The following is a 15,197-nucleotide window of genomic DNA, read 5'->3' on the forward strand; positions in this document are numbered from 1 at the left end:
GCTATCTTCCGTCATCTGGCCGTTAACGGTCCGGACGGGCTTGGGGACTATACAAGAGCGATGATGATCAAACATTTTCTGACGATATGCGCTGCCGCAACAGTCGCTGCGGCGGGAACCTCGCTCGCGCAGGCTCAGAGCTATCCAGTCCAGCAGGTGCCGAGCTATGGCGCCCCGGCCGAATATCGGCCCGGCGATCGCACGCCCAATTTCGACGCGCTGGAGGATGATGACGACGCGATGCCGCAGGCATCCTTGCCGCCGCCCGGCCCGGTCGATGATCCCCGCTATGGCCGCCCGATGGGCGCGCCGCCGGTCTATTCGGCGGCTCCGCCGCAGGGCCCGGTGATGTCGCCGGATGATCCGCGTTATGGCCGTCCGGCTGGCGCGCCACCGGTCTACTCGGCCGCACCGCAAGGCCCGGTGATGTCGCCCGACGATCCCCGCTACGGCCGTCCGGCCGGTCCGCCGCCGGTGATCTATGCCAACCGTCCGGGCCAGGGCCAGGCTCCGGCCAATGACGGCCTGCGTCCGCCGGAAGCCGTGGGCGGTCCCGCCGCGACCGGAACGGTCCAGGCTGGGCAGCCGCCCGTCGGTACCGATGGTCGCCCGGTGACGTTGGCCGCGCTGCCGCCCGAGGAGCAGCCCGATGCTGCGCCGGTGCAGCTGCCGCCGAACCTGCGCCGCCAGGAGGTCTCGTTCCAGACCAAGGAGCCTGCCGGCACGCTCGTGGTCGATACGCCGAACACCTACCTCTATTACGTGCTCGGCAATGGCCGTGCGATCCGCTACGGCGTCCGCGTCGGTCGCGACGGCTTCACCTGGACCGGCGTGCAGAAGATCACCCGAAAGGCCGAGTGGCCGGATTGGCATCCGCCGACCGAGATGATCGAGCGCCAGCCCTATCTGCCGCGCTTCATGGCCGGCGGCCCGGGCAATCCGCTTGGTGCCCGCGCCATGTATCTCGGCTCGACCGTCTACCGCATCCACGGCACCAACCAGCCTTCGACCATCGGCAAGTTCGTGTCGTCGGGTTGTATCGGCATGCTGAACGAGGACGTCTCCGACCTGTTCGACCGCGTCAAGGTCGGCACCCGCGTGGTCGTGATGCCGGGTGGTCCGCCGCCGGGAACGGCGACCGCCTCCGCCGCGCCGACGCCGGGTGCTGCCGGTCCGGCCCCGATGGCCGCGCAGGCTGGCCCCGTTCCGGGCACGCAGCCGACCGTGGTGCCGCCGCTGCCCGCGCCGGTCACCGTGCGCTGAGCGCGCCGAGAATATTCAGATTGCAGAAGGGCGTGCCATCGGCACGCCCTTCGTCGTTCAGGCCAGCTTGCGCGGCAGCTCACTGCCTTTGGTGAAAGCGTCGATCGTCTCGACCATCTGGCCGTAATGGATGCGCAGTCCGTCCGTGGTGGCGTAGCCCAGATGCGGCGTCAGGACGACATTGTCGAGCTTGCGGAAGGGATGATCGACCGGCAGCGGCTCGGCCGAGAAGACGTCGATGCCGGCGCCTGCGATTGTCCTCTGCTGCAAGGCCTCGAGCAGCGCCGCCTCATCGACAATCGGCCCGCGCGCGGTGTTGACGAGAAAGGCGGTCGGCTTCATCCGCGCGAGATCGGCGCGGCCAACCAGTCCGCGCGAGCGCTCGCTGAGCACCACGTGGATGGTGACGATATCGGCCTTGGCGAACAGCTCGTCCTTGGTGGCGTAGCCGACGCCGGCTTCCTTGCACTTCTCCGGCGTGAGGTTCGGGCTCCAGGCGATCACGTTCATGCCGAACGCCTTGGCGATCCCGGCCATCTTGCTGCCGAGCTTGCCGAGCCCGACGATGCCGAGGGTCAGCCCCTCGATCTCGATGCCGGCGAAGGTCTGCCAGGGCTTGCCGTCATGCATGCGCGCATTCTCGCGGCCGATGCCGCGGGTCAGCTCCAGGATCAGGCCCATGGTGAGCGGGGCGGTCGGGTCGCGCGAATATTGCGTGCCGCCGACGGCGACGCCGCGCGCCTTCGCTGCTTCCAAGTCGATCGCGGCATTGCGCATGCCCGAGGTCAGCAGCAGCTTGAGCTTCGGCAAGCGATCGAGCAGGCCCTTTGGAAATGGCGTGCGCTCACGCATCGCGCAGATGATCTCGAAGTCGGCCAGCGCACTTGCCGCGGCCTGCTCGGAGGCAAAGGGGTGGCTGAATACGGTGACATCGATGCGGTCCGACAGTTTTTCCCAGTCGGCGACGTCGAGCGCGAGGTTGAAATAGTCGTCGAGAATTGCACAGCGCAGCCGCGTCATCAGCATTCATCCATGGCGAGAGGTGACGGTGGCAGGCGAGGGCGCCATCGTCGGAACCGGCGCCATGGTTGCGCGCAATCGCAGCTGCGCGCAAGCAGCTAGCGACTTCAAAAATCCGATAGGGGAGGCGAGTTCAGAGGTCGCGGGGCTTCAGGCGGAACGGCGCATCCATACCGTGCTTGGCGCGCCAGGCCGGGCCGGGGCCGCGCATGTAGTGCAACTCGGGCCGGTACGGGTTGAACGCCGTGGCGAAGAAGCGCTTCCAGAAGCCCTTGATCTCCGAGACGAAGCCGGAGGCGTGCCCGGTTTCTGCCGGCACAGGAAGCGAGTGGGTTTCGATCAGTGCCATGACGCTGTCTCGCCGTGCTCCCCGTTCGTTCTGAGCGGGTGGCGCTGTTTCCGCGCGAAACCGAGCTTTGGCCTGATTTATTAAAAGATGGTTTCAATTGTTCGGATCGGCGGCGAGATGGTGTCCGAACCGTATTCATCCGTGGTGAACGGACGGAAAACGTTGCCCTTTGGGGGCGGGATCGTTACATCGCTGGCAAAGCAAATTTCCTCAAATCGAAGGTTTCACGGGACCGATGGCGCGCCAGTTCATCTATTTCATGCAGGGCCTGACCAAGAGCTACCCGACCCGGAAGGTGCTCGATAACATTCACTTGAGCTTCTACCCGGACGCCAAGATCGGCGTGCTCGGCGTCAACGGCTCGGGCAAGTCGACGCTGCTCAAGATCATGGCCGGCCTCGACAAGGAGTACAACGGCGAGGCCTGGGTCGCCCAGGGCGCCCGCGTCGGCTATCTCGAGCAGGAACCGCATCTCGACCCGGCGCTCACCGTGCGCGAAAACGTCATGCTGGGCGTCGCCAAGCAGAAGGCCATCCTCGATCGCTACAACGAGCTGGCGATGAACTATTCCGAGGAAACCGCCGACGAGATGACCAAGCTGCAGGACGAGATCGAGGCCCAGGGCCTTTGGGATCTCGACAGCAAGGTTGACCAGGCCATGGACGCGCTACGCTGTCCGCCTGATGACGCCGACGTGACCAAGCTCTCGGGCGGTGAGCGCCGCCGCGTCGCGCTGTGCCGCCTGCTGCTCGACCAGCCAGAGCTTCTGCTGCTGGACGAGCCGACCAACCATCTCGACGCAGAATCCGTGTCGTGGCTGGAAGGCCATCTGCGCAATTATCCCGGCGCGATCCTGATCGTCACCCACGATCGCTACTTCCTCGACAACGTCACGAGCTGGATTCTCGAGCTCGACCGCGGCAAGGGCATTCCCTACGAGGGCAACTACTCGTCCTGGCTGGTGCAGAAGCAGAAGCGCCTCGAGCAGGAGGGACGGGAGGACGCCGCCCATCAGAAGACGATTGCCCGCGAGCAGGAATGGGTTGCGTCCTCGCCGAAGGCACGCCAGGCCAAGTCGAAGGCGCGCTATCAGCGCTATGAGGAGCTGCTCAAGCAGGCGAGCGAGAAGCAGACCCAGACCGCACAGATCATCATCCCGGTCGCCGAGCGGCTCGGTGCCAACGTGGTCGATTTCGAAGGCCTCAGCAAAGGCTATGGCGATCGCCTGCTAATCGACGATCTCACCTTCAAGCTGCCGCCCGGCGGCATCGTCGGCGTGATCGGTGCCAACGGCGCCGGCAAGACCACGCTGTTCAAGATGATCACCAAGCAGGAAGCGCCGGACCAGGGCACGATCACGGTCGGCGAGACCGTGCATCTCGGCTATGTCGACCAGTCGCGCGATGCGCTCGACGGCAACAAGAACGTGTGGGAGGAAATCTCCGGCGGCAACGAGCTGATCCTGCTCGGCAAGAAGGAAGTGAACTCGCGCGGCTATTGCTCGTCGTTCAACTTCAAGGGCGCCGATCAGCAGAAGAAGGTCGGCGCGCTCTCCGGCGGTGAACGCAACCGCGTGCATCTTGCGAAGATGCTCAAGTCCGGTGCCAACGTGCTGCTGCTCGACGAGCCCACCAACGATCTGGACGTCGACACGCTGCGCGCGCTCGAAGAGGCGTTGGAGGATTTCGCCGGCTGCGCCGTCATCATCAGCCATGATCGCTGGTTCCTCGACCGCATCGCGACCCACATCCTGGCCTTCGAGGGCGACAGCCACGTCGAATGGTTCGAGGGCAACTTCCAGGATTACGAGAAGGACAAGATGCGCCGGCTTGGCCAGGACAGCATCATTCCGCACCGCGTGAAGTACAAGAAGCTGACGCGGTGATCCCGGCATGATCCGGCGGGCGCTCATCGCTGCGGTGATCGTGGTCACCTGCGGCTGGTCGTCCGCCCGAGCCGCCGACGCTGCCTTCACCCAGTTCATCGCCTCGCTTTGGCCGGAGGCGCAGGCGGCGGGCGTGTCGCGCGCGACGTTCGAGCGAGAGACGCGCGGGCTCGAACCCGATTACAAGCTGCCCGATCTGCTGCTGCCGGGCCGTCCCGCCACCGGTGCGCCGTCGCAGGCCGAGTTCGTGCAGGTGCCCGCCGATTATGTCAAGGAAGCCTCGATCGCGCGGCTTGCGGGCGAGGGGCAGCGGCTGCTGCAGAAATACCGCGCCTCGCTGAACGAGATCGAGAAGAAATCCGGCGTGCCGGCGACCGTCATGCTCGCCATCTGGGGGCGCGAGACGGACTATGGCCGCCATACGCTGCCCCATGATCTGGTGCGTGTGCTGGCGACGCAGGCCTATGTCGGACGGCGCAAGGATCAGTATCGCAACGAGTTCATCGTCGCGCTCAAGATCCTCAACGAAGGTGTCGTCACGCGCAAGGACATGCGCTCGTCCTGGGCCGGCGCCACCGGGCTGACGCAGTTCCTGCCGTCCGAATATTACAAGCACGGCGTCGATTTCGACGGCGATGGCCGCATCGATATCTGGCATTCGGTGCCGGATGCGCTGGCCTCCGCGGCGCAGCAACTCGTCAATAAGGGCTGGCAACGCGGTGTGCGCTGGGCCTACGAGGTGCAGGCGCCGGCCAAGGTCGATTGTACCACCGGCGTGCCCGAGGTGACCAAGCCGATCGGCCAGTGGCTGCGCGAAGGCTTTGTGCCGGTGCGTGGCGCGAGGCTCAGCGCGGCCGAGCAGGCGCAGCCGGCCTCGCTGCTCCAGCCGGAGGGCATCTACGGTCCCTCATTCCTGACCACGAAGAACTACTTCGTCATCAAGGAATACAATTTCTCCGATCTCTATGTGCTGTTCGTCGGCCATCTCAGCGACCGCATGACCAGCCCGCAGCCATTCGCAACGCCCTGGTCGGCTTCGAAGCAGCTGCGGACGACAGACGTCGAGACCATGCAGCGCGGGCTCACGCGCATCGGGCTCTACAAGGACAAGATCGACGGCAAGGCGGGCATGCAGACCCGCGCCGCGCTCGGCGCCTACCAGAAGTCGGCCGGTCTCAAGGTCGATTGCTGGCCGAGCGAAGAAGTGCTGCGCTCGATCCAGGCGGCGCGATAACGATTTCGACCAAAGAAAAAAGCCCGGCCGATGGTCTCGGCCGGGCTTCGATCGTGGCGCGGGATGCGCGCGCAGCGATCAGATCAGTAGCAGACGCGGATCGGACGGCTGACCCAGCCGTAGCCGTCCCAATAACGCTCACGACGCCAATAGCAGGGCGCGGGCGGCGGGGGCTCGGCCACGTAAACCGGGCCGCCATAAGCGGGGCGGCTCGAGGCGATGGCACCGCCGACGATCGCGCCGCCGATCAGGCCGGCTGCGATGCCGGCGCCGATGCCGTCATGGGCCTTCGCGGACGGGGTGGCGGTCACCAGCGAACCGGCAACCGTCGCGACCGTGAGGGCAGCAACTACAGTCTTCTTCATGCTCTTGGCTCTCCTGGGAGAAGGGGCTCCCCTTGTGAGGGGCGGCCGGGTTTCCGAAGGTTCACGCACACTCTGATGGAATTGGCCGTTGGGCTTAGGAAGCGCGCAAATGGTCAACCCACGGTAAACGCACACGGAGCTGTGACGAGAAAAAGCGGTCTTTTTCAGGCTCCGAGATGAACGGCGCATCCGTAGAGAGCCGTCCTGCGGCGCCTCAGCCGCAGACTCTGACGCGGCGGACGCGCCAGGCATAACCGTCCCAGAAGCGCTGCTTCTGCCAGGCGCAGCCGCCATAATAACCATCGGAGACATAGCCCGGACCGGGGGCGTAGTAGCGGGGCGGATAATAGCCCGGTTCGTAGTAGCCGGGACCGGGTCCGTAATAATACGGAGAGGCCAGCGCGCCGCCGACGATGGCACCGCCGATGATCCCGGCCGCCACGCCAGCAGCGACGGCGCGCTGGGCTTGGGCCGGGGTTACGGCCGTCACGGCCAGGGCGGCGACGGCAGCGACTGCCAGGAGCGACTTCTTCATGGGGGCAAGACCTTTCGCACGAACACGCGGGAACTCTTTGGGGCGTAAGGTTCCATACTTCGCTTGAATGATCAATGAACGGCTCCCCTGCGGGGGGGCGACCAATGGATATGGACCGCAGCTCCACCAGGAGACGATGATGGGCAACGCGATGGCGCTGATTGTAGCTGGTATTGTTTGCGCGATCGGCTACGGCTGGATCGTGCATCTCCGGGACGGCGGCCGACGCTCCCGCGCGATAGCCGGCGGCGACAACGGGACTAGCAGTGGTTGCGGCTATTCCGGAACCAGCGATAGCTTCGCGCTGGGAAGCTGGTTTTCCGGCGGCAGTTCGGGAAGTTCGACTGACGGGGGCACCTGCTCCAGCAGCGATGGCGGCAGCAGCAGCAGCGGCGGTGGGGATTGCGGAGGCGGCGATGGTGGTGGTGGTGGAGGAGGCGGCGACTAGATCCGCTCCAATCTTGATCCGCCGCAACGCGCTGATCTTGAACCGTTCTAAGCTGCACCCCGGGCCAGTTTGGAATAGCTTCAAATACCGGTTTTTCCTTTTGCATCCGGCCGGGCCCTTAAATATCGATGATGGTGCATCACCGAAGGGCCTGCCGCTTCCATGATCGTTTGTTCCTGTAACGTGCTGAGCGATGACGATATCCGCGCCGCCGTCGCCGAGTCCGACGACGCCGTGCGCCATGCCAAGCAGATTTATGGATGCCTCGGCTGTAGCGCCGAATGCGGCCGCTGCGCCCGGACCATCAAGACCATCATCGACGAAGCGCTCGGCCCCTGCGCTCAGTCCTGCTGTGCCGGCTGTCCGCACAGCCACACCGTGGCGGCCAACGACGAGACCTCCGAACCGGCCCAGTTCGCTCTCGCGGCCTGCTGAACCCCTCCAGACGATCAGCTGAGTTTTTCCCCGGTTGCGGCTCCGTAGCCCGTTGCCCTCACTCGCAAAGTCATTTAGAAGCATTCTAAAGTCGGTTTACGGCCGATTTGGACTGCAAAGAGCTGGAGTGGACCATGCAGGGCGACGCAAAAGTCATCGATTATCTCAACAAGGCGCTGCGTCACGAGCTGACTGCGATCAACCAGTACTGGCTGCACTACCGTTTCCTCGACAATTGGGGGCTGCTGGACATGGCCAAGGTGTGGCGCAAGGAGTCGATCGAGGAGATGGAGCACGCCGACAAGCTCACCGCGCGCATCCTGTTCTTCGACGGCTTTCCCAACATGCAGGTGCTCGATCCCCTGCGCATCGGCCAGAACGTCAAGGAGATCATCGAATGCGATCTCGCCGCCGAGATGAGCGCGCGGGCGCTCTATCAGGAAGCGGCGACGTACTGCCACGGCGCCAAGGACTACGTCACGCGTGACCTGTTCGAGAAGCTGATGAGCGACGAGGAACACCACATCGACTTCCTCGAAACCCAGCTCGATTTGATCGGCCGTATCGGCCTCGAGCTCTACACCCAGAAGCACGTTGGCGGCCTCGAGGGCGAGGGGCACTAAGTTCTGCTCGCTCCTTCGTCATGGCCGGGCTTGACCCGGCCATCCACGTGATGCCGCACGACGAAGGCGTGGATGCCCGGATCAAGCCCGGGCATGACGGCCTGTTTGAACAGCAAGCAAGCCCGGCTACAGCTGCGTCTTGTAGAGTTCTTCCACGACCTCCTGGCTCTGCCGTTCGCCGAGGCCAGTCTGATCGTGGATGACCTCGATGATGCTCGGCATCACCGAGCGCTGCACCTTTTCCGATGACCATAGCTTCGAGCGCATCAGCGCCTTGCCGCAATGGAAATAGACTTCGCTGACCGCGACGTTCAGCACCGCGCGCGGCGGCTTGCCGAACTCCACCATCGAGGCCAGCAGATCCGGATCAGCCGACAGCGTGCCGCGTCCGCCGACGCGCAGCGTCTCGTCGATCCCCGGCACGAAGAACAACAGATGCACGAAGCCGGAGCCTTCGACGACGTTGCGAAAACTGTCGATCCGGTTGTTGCCGGAGCGGTCGGGCATCAGCAGCTGGTTGGGGCCGGCGACCTGGACGAAGCCGACGCCGCCGCCGCGCGGCGAAGCATCGACGTTGCCGTCCGCGCCTGATGTCGCGAGCACGCAGAACGGCGACATCTCGATGAACTTCTTCGCATGCGCATCGATCGCGGGCCGTGCCTTCGCGATCACGCGCGGGGTCGGCTTGGCATAGATGGTGGCGAGGTCTTCGGCGCTCAGTTTGGTCAACGACGTGCCTCCGGATCAGTGTAGCCTCAAGCTACCCGATCGGGCGCCTGCAGCCAACGGAATCCATGATGTTCGGCTTGAGCATGATCCTTTCGGAAACCGACTTCTCCAGATCATGCTCTACACCGCATCCGCCGGCACGAAGCAGCTGATGATGATGGCGCCGCGGTGGTGGACGTACCACACCACGGCCTGACCGACGGGATTGCCGCGATCGCGGATGATGGCGCGCTCGGGCACCTCAATCCATTGTCCTTCGATCGGCACCCAATAGCTGCCGCCGCGCACGTCGTATTCGGTGCGATGGCCATCCGAAATGTCGCAGCAGGGCACGCCGTTCGGCGCAATCACGCTCTTGAACCAGGCGCGGATGTCGGGCGGGACGTGATCGTATTGGCCGTTGTCGACCGCGGACGCGGCGCTCGTCAGCGTGATCAGCCAAACGCACAATACGAGCCTGTGCATGCGATCCTCCTCGTCGCCTGTCGTGCCATTGGCGCGCGATTGCCCCGCGCGTCGATTCGTATCGTTGGCGCGATTAAGCCTGAGCTGTCAGTGTAATGCATGCTCAAATAATATGCGGCATCGACGGCCCTTGACGCGCTGCAAAATCAGCGGCGCGCCAGTTCCTTGCTTTGTTGCGTTCGGCGGCCGCGTTGCGGGGAAACTTACAGACGCCCGGGGAAGGATGTAGGATTTCGGCGCCGCCGATCGTCCTTGGGTCATATCCGGAGAGACCGCATGTGCCGCAACATCAAGACGCTGTTCAACTTCGAGCCGCCGGCGACGGAGGACGAGATTCATGCTTCCGCACTTCAGTTCGTGCGAAAGCTGTCCGGCTTCAACAAGCCGTCGCAGGCCAATGAGGAAGTGTTCGAGCGCGCAGTGGCTGAGGTGTCGGAGGCTGCGCGAAGGCTATTGAGCTCGTTGCACACCCATGCGCCGGCGCGCGATCGCGAGATCGAGGCGGAGAAGGCCAGGGAGCGCTCGCGGCTGCGGTTCGGCTAGCTCTCGCGCGAGCCCGATACGTGATTTGGCTCACGGAAAAGGCCGCCTGACTGCGCGATGATGCTCACCGGGATCTTGACAAGCCCGGAGCAGGAACATGAGCCGCCCCCTTCTTCCGCTAAAAGCAGGAGCCGTCACCTTCACGGTGCTGTGGACCGCCTGGATGATGTGGTGGAGCGGATCTTCCAGCAGCGTCAACCTCGTCGTCCTGATGCTGCTCGGCACGTTGGTCGGCTATCTCTGGTATCGCGCCATGCGCTGGCAGTTCGAGCGCATGGGCATGCTGCCGCGCAAGGATGATTCATCGGCAGCTTCCTAAGCCGAGACTCGCGTCCCGGACGCGGCGCAGCGCGTTAGCGGTGCGACGCAGAGCCGGGAGCCACACACGCGGGTCGGTATACGGCCCGCTCAGCAGAGCAGCATTGCATGCCGCGCTTCGGCCGGGGCGGGAGCGCGTCACTGATCCTTGCCGTGCTTCTTCTTTTTCTTCTTTTTCTTGTGACCGTCGCCGTCGTCGCCCTCGCTGTCGTCATCGACGATCGGTGCGTCAGTCTCCTGCACGGCTGCCTCCAGCGCCTCGCGCTCGGCGGCCTCATGCTCACGCTGGCGGCGGCGTTCGTCCCAGGCATCGAACAGCTGCTCGAGCCAGGGCAGCACCTGCTCGATCGACGGCAGTTGACCGGCGGGCCCCGGCTCGCCGCGCGGGCCTTGTGGTCCTGCCGGACCTTGCGCGCCGACAGGTCCCTGCGCGCCAGCCGGCCCGCGCAGTCCGGCTTCGCCCTGCTTGCCTTGCGGACCGGGCTTGCCTTGCGGTCCGGCCTTTCCGATCGGGCCTGGCTTGCCCTGCGGACCCGGCTTGCCGCGCGCGCCGTCGGGGCCGCGCCGGCCCGGATGACCCTGCGGTCCCGGCCGTCCCGGCTCGCCCTGCCGCCCGCGCGGTCCCTGAGGTCCCTGCCGCCGTCCCTGATCGTCTGCCACGCCGCTGCTCCCTGTCACGGAAGCAAGCTACTTAGCGGCGTTTGACGACAGCAGCAATTCCGCCGGCGCATCGCTCAGGATCGGTCAACATCAATCGCCGCGCCGCTGCGCGCTAGTCCTGATAGGCGGGCACGTCGATGCCGGACGCGGCATAGATCCGGATCTTGTTGCGCAGCGTGCGCACCGACAGGCCGAGCACGCGCGAGGCGCGCGTGCGGTTGCCGTCGCAGCGCGCCAGTGTCTGGAGCACGAGCTCACGCTCGACCTCGTCGACGGTTGCGCCGATCAGCAACGGAACGATCTGGTTGGGTGCAAGGAATTGGGCACCCTGCTCGGGCGCAGCGACATAAACAGTGGTCATCAATATACTCCCCGACCAACGCCCGCTTCCATCGTTGGAAGCGGATCGAGAACAAACGACCCCCAAGCCGTAGATCCACGGTGGGCGGGTTTGGTTAACGAAAGGTTAATCGCGGGCGATCGCACCAATTGACCCCAGGAATGCCGCGAAGCCGCCGCGTTTGCTGCGGGATGCATCGTGATGCGGACCTATCTCGCTCCGCTCACACCGTCCGATAGCCGCCGTCCACCATCACGATCGTTCCCGTCACATAGGCGGACAGATCCGACGCCAGGAAGATCGCGGGGCCGACGATGTCCTCGGGCTTGCCGGTGCGTGCCAGCGGGGTGTGATCGACGAAGGCCTGCACCAGCGCCGGATTGGTCGCGCGCACATTGGCGTTGATGTTGGTCTCGATGAAGCCAGGCCCGATCGCGTTGACGCGGACGCCTTCCTTGCCGAGCTCGACGGCGAGCGCCTTGGTGAAGCCGAGCACGCCGTGCTTCGAGGTGGTGTAGGCCGCCGAGCTCGGCGTGCGCAGATGCACGAAGGACTGGATCGAGCCGATATTGACGATGCGGCCCTTGGCTGCGCGCAAGGGTGCGAGGAACGCCTGCGTCATGTTGAAGACGCCATTGAGATTGAGCGAGATGATGTCGTTCCAGTCCTTCGCCACTGTTTCGGTCTCGGCGGTGAAGGCGTTGCGGCGGGTGATGCCGGCGTTGTTGACGAGGATCGAGACCTGCCCGACCTTGTCCGCGACTTGCTTCGCCAGCGCAAAGCAGTCCTCGCGCCTGACAACGTCGAGCGCAAAGCTCTCGGCCTTGCCGCCGGCTTTGCGGATCTCCTCGGCGGCCTCCGCGACGGCGTCGGCATTGACGTCGAGCAGCACCACTTGCGCGCCTTCCCGCGCGTAGCCGGCCGCAATGGCCCGGCCGATACCGGAACCGGCGCCGGTGACGACGGCGATGTGGTTTGCGAGCAATGCCATGACAATTTCCTCCCGATTTCGTTGCGAAGTTTCATGAAAGGCTAACTCGAAATTAAGGGGTCGGAAACGGCGGCCTTGGCATAATGATCTTCATTGCTAAACGTTGCGCGCATGATGGAACGGCTCGAAACCTGGAAACTCGCACTCGAACGGCTGCGATCGGCGCAAGCGGCCGACTGGGGCGAGGCCGGCCGGGTCGTGGCCGAGATCGTGCGGATGAGCACGGACGTCACGCTGCGCCAGGCCGCCGAGCAGGCGCTTCCGGTGCTGCGCCAGGCCGTGGACAATGACGATCACAGCGTCACGCTGGCAGCGCAGCGCCGCATCGGTGTGGTGCTCGAGGTCATTCACGATCTGAGCGCGCCGCGCTTCGGCCGCCGCAACGCCATGCCGAAGAAACTGTCGAGCGAAGACCGCGCCCGTAAGGTGCTCGGCCTGCCGCTCGCGGTGCAACTCACCTGCGAGGACATCAACCAGGCCTATCGCCGCGCCGCCAAGGGCATGCATCCCGATCACGGCGGCAGCACGGAGGCCTTCATCGATCTCGCCGCCGCGCGCGACATCCTGATCCATCCCGGCGCGCACAAGGACGCGTGAGAAGCGCTCAGCCCTCGTTCACGCAACAAAAAAAACAAACCGGGCAAGGACGCTGGCGTCCTTGCCCGGTTCTTCGTCCGCCGATCGAAAATCTTACCAGGTGCAGCTGCCGCTCTTGAGCGCGGCGTCCTTGACCGCGAGGGCGTCGATGAAGGTCGGCACGCTTGCGCTGGCGCGATGATAGCCGGCCGGCCACGGCGTGGTCGGGATGCTCTCGTCCCAGATCTGGCAGAAGCCGCTGTCCTGCCAGCGGATCAGGTGATAGCTGGCTTCGGCAGGGCTCGCTGCGACGAACGCAGTGACGGCGAGACCCGCGGCAGCGCACAGCATGGAAATACGACGCATGATCAGCTCCTCAAATGAAAGATGGAATGCGCCTCCCGCCAATGATGGGGAGGGCTGGTGCGGGACGCGCTTGGCAGGCGCCCCGGACAAGATGTGAGTAGTTCCGCCTGCCAATGAGGTTCAAAAAGGCGTTCGGAAAATGCGCGACTTTAAGGCCGCAAAACGCCGGCGCCGCCCGCAAAAGCAAAGGGCGGATCGCCCGCGCGACCCGCCCTTCGAACTCGATCCGTCGTGCAGCGTTCAGAGCGTGCAGCGGCGCTCCCCGCGCATCTTGATCTGAACGTCGGAAGCCTGCTGGAAGGTCGGGAACGGTTTGCTGACGACCTTGTAGGTCGACACCCCGAACTGGAACGGCTTCTGCTGAAGGTCCTCATTCCAGATCTGGCAGATGCCGGTGTTGTCCCAGCGGATCACGTAATAGCCGACCTTCGCCGAGGCGGGCACGGCGAACACGGAACTGGCGATGCCGGCAACGGCACAGAGGGCGAGAACGCGACGCATGAAGTATCTCCTGTGGGGATGTGGGATGCGAAAATTCGTGCGGTAAAAGCAGGTCCTTTGCAAGCCGGGGCAAGCGGCCGTTCACGGACATGTCAGGTGCAGCCGGCATTTGGTTTGCCTGCGTGCCCGTCGGGTCACACGTAGCAGGTTCACCGCGACAGCGAGGCCACCGCCTCGATCTCGATCAACATCTTCGGATCGGGCAGCGCCTGCACCACGCAGGTGGTGCGTGCGGGATAAGGCGGCGGGCCGAAGGCGCCGGCATAGAGCGCATTCATGGCGGCGACATCGCTGGCGCGGGTCAGGAGCACGTTGACCTTGGCGAGGTCGCGGAACGTCGCGCCGGCCTCGTCCAGCACGCGGCGGATGTTGACGACGACGTTGGCGAACTGCGCCTCGAAGCCGTCGGGCAGCGCGCCAGCCGCATCGAAGCCGGGAATGCCGGAGATGAACAGGAGGTCGCCGACGCGGGTGGCAAAGGACAGCGGCGGCGCTTTGACGTGCGGCGGGGGTGCGAAATGCTGGATCGGCATGGGATCACCTCGGGAACGTTCGCTGACGCCTCAGCGTAGCGGCAGGCGAGGGCATCTCAAAATACAAAGTGCGAAAACAACCCCATGCACAGTAGAAAAGATGAGGGTTGTCAGTGTGTTCTGAAAATCGGAAGTGAACGTTGCTCCGTCGGGCAAAACAGTGGCAGAATGGCATGATTGGCGATGCGCAGCTGACGGGTTGGCCACCGCCCGCGTGCAGTGCAATCGCGGAAGTGAATTCCCCGCGGCCATCCTTCGAGACGCCCGCTTTGGCGGGCTCCTCAGGATGAGGGCGGAGTACGCGGCAGCTATTTTCGCGGTCTCGATCTCGATGAGCCTCATCCTGAGGAGACCGCTGCAAGCGGTCGTCTCGAAGGACGAGGCGCTTGCTCGGACCCTGAAAGGCGCGAGCCGTGCTCGCGGCGCGCGCAGTTGCCCGTCATGCGCAGCGCTTCGATCATGTTGCCGCCGCGATCGATCGGATACATTCGCTGCGTCTGATTCGAATCCTGCCTTTGAAAAATAGCCCCGGAGACGCCCCATGAAGCTCGCATCCACCGTCCGCGCCGCGCTCGTCGCCATCGCCGCTCTTGCCGGCCTTTCGACTGCGGCGCAGGCCGACAGCGGCTTCGTGACGCTGACGATCTACAAGGCGGGCTGGATCATCGGCGGTTCCGGCGGCTCCGGCGTGCTCAACTTCCGCGGCCGCACCTACGGGCTCTCCACTGGCGGTCTCGACTACGGCCTCGTCTTCGGCGGCTCGAAGACCGTGCTGCGCGGCCGCGTCTCCAACATCAACCGTCCCTCCGACGTCGCCGGCGTCTACGGCGCCGCCGGTGCCGGCATCGCCGTCGGCTCCGGCGCCCGCGCCATCGTGCTGACCAACCAGAAGGGCGCCGTGCTGGAGCTCTCGGGCACGCAGGTCGGCCTGATGGCGAATGCCGATCTCAGCGGGCTCGCGATCACGATGCGGTAGTCGCGCGGTGCCGTAGGGTGGGTTAGCCGCAGGCGTAACCCA

The 15,197-nt window shown here is 64.8% G+C and carries 22 protein-coding genes; 10 read left to right on the forward strand and 12 right to left on the reverse strand.

The features are described from left to right. Positions 1 to 63 precede the first annotated feature (63 nt). Positions 64 to 1,263 carry a L,D-transpeptidase family protein gene (locus BCCGELA001_RS09605; protein ID WP_060737576.1) on the forward strand — a complete coding sequence of 400 codons (1,200 nt, stop codon included), beginning with the start codon at positions 64 to 66 and terminating at the stop codon, positions 1,261 to 1,263. Between the two features lie 57 nt (positions 1,264 to 1,320). Here BCCGELA001_RS09605 and BCCGELA001_RS09610 read toward each other — a convergent pair whose 3' ends face one another. Then, the gene (locus BCCGELA001_RS09610) at positions 1,321 to 2,283 is read right to left on the reverse strand and encodes a D-2-hydroxyacid dehydrogenase family protein (protein ID WP_060737577.1); all 963 of its coding nucleotides are present in this window, start codon (positions 2,281 to 2,283) and stop codon (positions 1,321 to 1,323) included. 133 nt (positions 2,284 to 2,416) lie between these two features. Then, positions 2,417 to 2,632 (reverse strand): hypothetical protein, encoded by a 216-nt coding sequence (locus BCCGELA001_RS09615; RefSeq protein WP_060735149.1) that lies wholly within the window; start codon positions 2,630 to 2,632, stop codon positions 2,417 to 2,419. Between the two features lie 235 nt (positions 2,633 to 2,867). Between BCCGELA001_RS09615 and ettA the strand changes: the two genes are divergently transcribed. Together ettA and BCCGELA001_RS09625 are read left to right on the forward strand one after the other, a co-directional pair. Next, complete coding sequence (gene ettA, locus BCCGELA001_RS09620) at positions 2,868 to 4,517, forward strand: energy-dependent translational throttle protein EttA (protein WP_008556058.1); 1,650 nt, start codon at positions 2,868 to 2,870, stop codon at positions 4,515 to 4,517. A gap of 7 nt (positions 4,518 to 4,524) precedes the next feature. After that, complete coding sequence (locus BCCGELA001_RS09625; RefSeq protein ID WP_060735150.1) at positions 4,525 to 5,751, forward strand: lytic murein transglycosylase; 1,227 nt, start codon at positions 4,525 to 4,527, stop codon at positions 5,749 to 5,751. Between the two features lie 83 nt (positions 5,752 to 5,834). Here BCCGELA001_RS09625 and BCCGELA001_RS09630 read toward each other — a convergent pair whose 3' ends face one another. Further along, on the reverse strand, positions 5,835 to 6,116 hold the full coding sequence (locus BCCGELA001_RS09630) for a hypothetical protein (RefSeq protein ID WP_008556068.1): 282 nt from the start codon (positions 6,114 to 6,116) through the stop codon (positions 5,835 to 5,837). A gap of 214 nt (positions 6,117 to 6,330) precedes the next feature. Then, positions 6,331 to 6,651: a hypothetical protein gene (locus tag BCCGELA001_RS09635; protein ID WP_008556071.1), complete on the reverse strand. Its 321-nt coding sequence runs from the start codon at positions 6,649 to 6,651 to the stop codon at positions 6,331 to 6,333. Between the two features lie 371 nt (positions 6,652 to 7,022). On the opposite strand from BCCGELA001_RS09635, the gene BCCGELA001_RS37895 reads away from it, so the two are divergent. From BCCGELA001_RS37895 to bfr, 3 genes are all read left to right on the forward strand, one after another. Then, on the forward strand, positions 7,023 to 7,265 hold the full coding sequence (locus BCCGELA001_RS37895) for a hypothetical protein (RefSeq protein ID WP_060735151.1): 243 nt from the start codon (positions 7,023 to 7,025) through the stop codon (positions 7,263 to 7,265). Then, positions 7,262 to 7,534 carry a (2Fe-2S)-binding protein gene (locus BCCGELA001_RS09645; RefSeq protein WP_060735152.1) on the forward strand — a complete coding sequence of 91 codons (273 nt, stop codon included), beginning with the start codon at positions 7,262 to 7,264 and terminating at the stop codon, positions 7,532 to 7,534. The genes BCCGELA001_RS37895 and BCCGELA001_RS09645 overlap by 4 nt, the downstream gene beginning before the upstream one ends. Before the next feature lie 134 nt (positions 7,535 to 7,668). Continuing rightward, positions 7,669 to 8,157: a bacterioferritin gene (gene bfr / locus BCCGELA001_RS09650; protein WP_008556076.1), complete on the forward strand. Its 489-nt coding sequence runs from the start codon at positions 7,669 to 7,671 to the stop codon at positions 8,155 to 8,157. 126 nt (positions 8,158 to 8,283) lie between these two features. Here bfr and BCCGELA001_RS09655 read toward each other — a convergent pair whose 3' ends face one another. Next, a complete protein-coding gene (locus BCCGELA001_RS09655) occupies positions 8,284 to 8,886 on the reverse strand; it encodes an MSMEG_1061 family FMN-dependent PPOX-type flavoprotein (RefSeq protein WP_008556078.1) in 603 nt (200 codons plus the stop codon). Positions 8,887 to 9,006: 120 nt separating this feature from the next. Next, complete coding sequence (locus BCCGELA001_RS09660; RefSeq protein WP_060735153.1) at positions 9,007 to 9,351, reverse strand: hypothetical protein; 345 nt, start codon at positions 9,349 to 9,351, stop codon at positions 9,007 to 9,009. 276 nt (positions 9,352 to 9,627) lie between these two features. On the opposite strand from BCCGELA001_RS09660, the gene BCCGELA001_RS09665 reads away from it, so the two are divergent. Together BCCGELA001_RS09665 and BCCGELA001_RS09670 are read left to right on the forward strand one after the other, a co-directional pair. Then, positions 9,628 to 9,894: a DUF2277 domain-containing protein gene (locus tag BCCGELA001_RS09665; protein WP_008556081.1), complete on the forward strand. Its 267-nt coding sequence runs from the start codon at positions 9,628 to 9,630 to the stop codon at positions 9,892 to 9,894. A gap of 97 nt (positions 9,895 to 9,991) precedes the next feature. Further along, positions 9,992 to 10,213, forward strand: a complete 222-nt coding sequence (locus tag BCCGELA001_RS09670) for a hypothetical protein (protein WP_008556082.1) — start codon at positions 9,992 to 9,994, stop codon at positions 10,211 to 10,213. A 137-nt stretch (positions 10,214 to 10,350) separates the two neighbouring features. Here BCCGELA001_RS09670 and BCCGELA001_RS09675 read toward each other — a convergent pair whose 3' ends face one another. From BCCGELA001_RS09675 to BCCGELA001_RS09685, 3 genes are all read right to left on the reverse strand, one after another. Continuing rightward, a complete protein-coding gene (locus tag BCCGELA001_RS09675; RefSeq protein ID WP_060735154.1) occupies positions 10,351 to 10,872 on the reverse strand; it encodes a collagen-like protein in 522 nt (173 codons plus the stop codon). A gap of 112 nt (positions 10,873 to 10,984) precedes the next feature. Next, positions 10,985 to 11,233 carry a helix-turn-helix domain-containing protein gene (locus BCCGELA001_RS09680; RefSeq protein WP_008556093.1) on the reverse strand — a complete coding sequence of 83 codons (249 nt, stop codon included), beginning with the start codon at positions 11,231 to 11,233 and terminating at the stop codon, positions 10,985 to 10,987. A 202-nt stretch (positions 11,234 to 11,435) separates the two neighbouring features. Further along, a complete protein-coding gene (locus BCCGELA001_RS09685) occupies positions 11,436 to 12,203 on the reverse strand; it encodes an SDR family NAD(P)-dependent oxidoreductase (protein WP_008556095.1) in 768 nt (255 codons plus the stop codon). 111 nt (positions 12,204 to 12,314) lie between these two features. Between BCCGELA001_RS09685 and BCCGELA001_RS09690 the strand changes: the two genes are divergently transcribed. After that, positions 12,315 to 12,800, forward strand: a complete 486-nt coding sequence (locus BCCGELA001_RS09690) for a molecular chaperone DnaJ (protein WP_060735155.1) — start codon at positions 12,315 to 12,317, stop codon at positions 12,798 to 12,800. 93 nt (positions 12,801 to 12,893) lie between these two features. Here BCCGELA001_RS09690 and BCCGELA001_RS09695 read toward each other — a convergent pair whose 3' ends face one another. The 3 genes from BCCGELA001_RS09695 to BCCGELA001_RS09705 all read right to left on the reverse strand — a co-directional run bounded on the left by BCCGELA001_RS09695 (position 12,894) and on the right by BCCGELA001_RS09705 (position 14,179). Next, positions 12,894 to 13,145, reverse strand: coding sequence for a hypothetical protein (locus tag BCCGELA001_RS09695; RefSeq protein WP_060735156.1), 252 nt, complete (start codon positions 13,143 to 13,145; stop codon positions 12,894 to 12,896). Between the two features lie 240 nt (positions 13,146 to 13,385). Next, positions 13,386 to 13,646, reverse strand: a complete 261-nt coding sequence (locus BCCGELA001_RS09700; protein WP_060735157.1) for a hypothetical protein — start codon at positions 13,644 to 13,646, stop codon at positions 13,386 to 13,388. Between the two features lie 149 nt (positions 13,647 to 13,795). Continuing rightward, positions 13,796 to 14,179: a RidA family protein gene (locus tag BCCGELA001_RS09705; RefSeq protein WP_008556111.1), complete on the reverse strand. Its 384-nt coding sequence runs from the start codon at positions 14,177 to 14,179 to the stop codon at positions 13,796 to 13,798. Positions 14,180 to 14,720: 541 nt separating this feature from the next. On the opposite strand from BCCGELA001_RS09705, the gene BCCGELA001_RS09710 reads away from it, so the two are divergent. Further along, positions 14,721 to 15,155, forward strand: coding sequence for a hypothetical protein (locus BCCGELA001_RS09710; protein WP_008556113.1), 435 nt, complete (start codon positions 14,721 to 14,723; stop codon positions 15,153 to 15,155). Positions 15,156 to 15,197 lie beyond the last annotated feature (42 nt).

This window comes from Bradyrhizobium sp. CCGE-LA001 (genome assembly GCF_000296215.2).
Lineage (GTDB): Bacteria > Pseudomonadota > Alphaproteobacteria > Rhizobiales > Xanthobacteraceae > Bradyrhizobium.

Bases quoted from the DNA above. Each gene is read 5' to 3' on its own strand.
- BCCGELA001_RS09625 (WP_060735150.1), top strand. From the start codon at position 4,525: ATGATCCGGCGGGCGCTCATCGCTGCGGTGATCGTGGTCACCTGCGGC.
- BCCGELA001_RS37895 (WP_060735151.1), top strand. From the start codon at position 7,023: ATGGCGGCAGCAGCAGCAGCGGCGGTGGGGATTGCGGAGGCGGCGATG.
- BCCGELA001_RS09630 (WP_008556068.1), bottom strand. From the start codon at position 6,116: ATGAAGAAGACTGTAGTTGCTGCCCTCACGGTCGCGACGGTTGCCGGT.
- BCCGELA001_RS09660 (WP_060735153.1), bottom strand. From the start codon at position 9,351: ATGCACAGGCTCGTATTGTGCGTTTGGCTGATCACGCTGACGAGCGCC.
- BCCGELA001_RS09705 (WP_008556111.1), bottom strand. From the start codon at position 14,179: ATGCCGATCCAGCATTTCGCACCCCCGCCGCACGTCAAAGCGCCGCCG.
- bfr (WP_008556076.1), top strand. From the start codon at position 7,669: ATGCAGGGCGACGCAAAAGTCATCGATTATCTCAACAAGGCGCTGCGT.
- BCCGELA001_RS09670 (WP_008556082.1), top strand. From the start codon at position 9,992: ATGAGCCGCCCCCTTCTTCCGCTAAAAGCAGGAGCCGTCACCTTCACG.
- BCCGELA001_RS09685 (WP_008556095.1), bottom strand. From the start codon at position 12,203: ATGGCATTGCTCGCAAACCACATCGCCGTCGTCACCGGCGCCGGTTCC.
- BCCGELA001_RS09690 (WP_060735155.1), top strand. From the start codon at position 12,315: ATGATGGAACGGCTCGAAACCTGGAAACTCGCACTCGAACGGCTGCGA.
- ettA (WP_008556058.1), top strand. From the start codon at position 2,868: ATGGCGCGCCAGTTCATCTATTTCATGCAGGGCCTGACCAAGAGCTAC.
- BCCGELA001_RS09680 (WP_008556093.1), bottom strand. From the start codon at position 11,233: ATGACCACTGTTTATGTCGCTGCGCCCGAGCAGGGTGCCCAATTCCTT.
- BCCGELA001_RS09700 (WP_060735157.1), bottom strand. From the start codon at position 13,646: ATGCGTCGCGTTCTCGCCCTCTGTGCCGTTGCCGGCATCGCCAGTTCC.
- BCCGELA001_RS09615 (WP_060735149.1), bottom strand. From the start codon at position 2,632: ATGGCACTGATCGAAACCCACTCGCTTCCTGTGCCGGCAGAAACCGGG.
- BCCGELA001_RS09695 (WP_060735156.1), bottom strand. From the start codon at position 13,145: ATGCGTCGTATTTCCATGCTGTGCGCTGCCGCGGGTCTCGCCGTCACT.
- BCCGELA001_RS09610 (WP_060737577.1), bottom strand. From the start codon at position 2,283: ATGACGCGGCTGCGCTGTGCAATTCTCGACGACTATTTCAACCTCGCG.
- BCCGELA001_RS09605 (WP_060737576.1), top strand. From the start codon at position 64: ATGATCAAACATTTTCTGACGATATGCGCTGCCGCAACAGTCGCTGCG.
- BCCGELA001_RS09665 (WP_008556081.1), top strand. From the start codon at position 9,628: ATGTGCCGCAACATCAAGACGCTGTTCAACTTCGAGCCGCCGGCGACG.
- BCCGELA001_RS09635 (WP_008556071.1), bottom strand. From the start codon at position 6,651: ATGAAGAAGTCGCTCCTGGCAGTCGCTGCCGTCGCCGCCCTGGCCGTG.
- BCCGELA001_RS09645 (WP_060735152.1), top strand. From the start codon at position 7,262: ATGATCGTTTGTTCCTGTAACGTGCTGAGCGATGACGATATCCGCGCC.
- BCCGELA001_RS09710 (WP_008556113.1), top strand. From the start codon at position 14,721: ATGAAGCTCGCATCCACCGTCCGCGCCGCGCTCGTCGCCATCGCCGCT.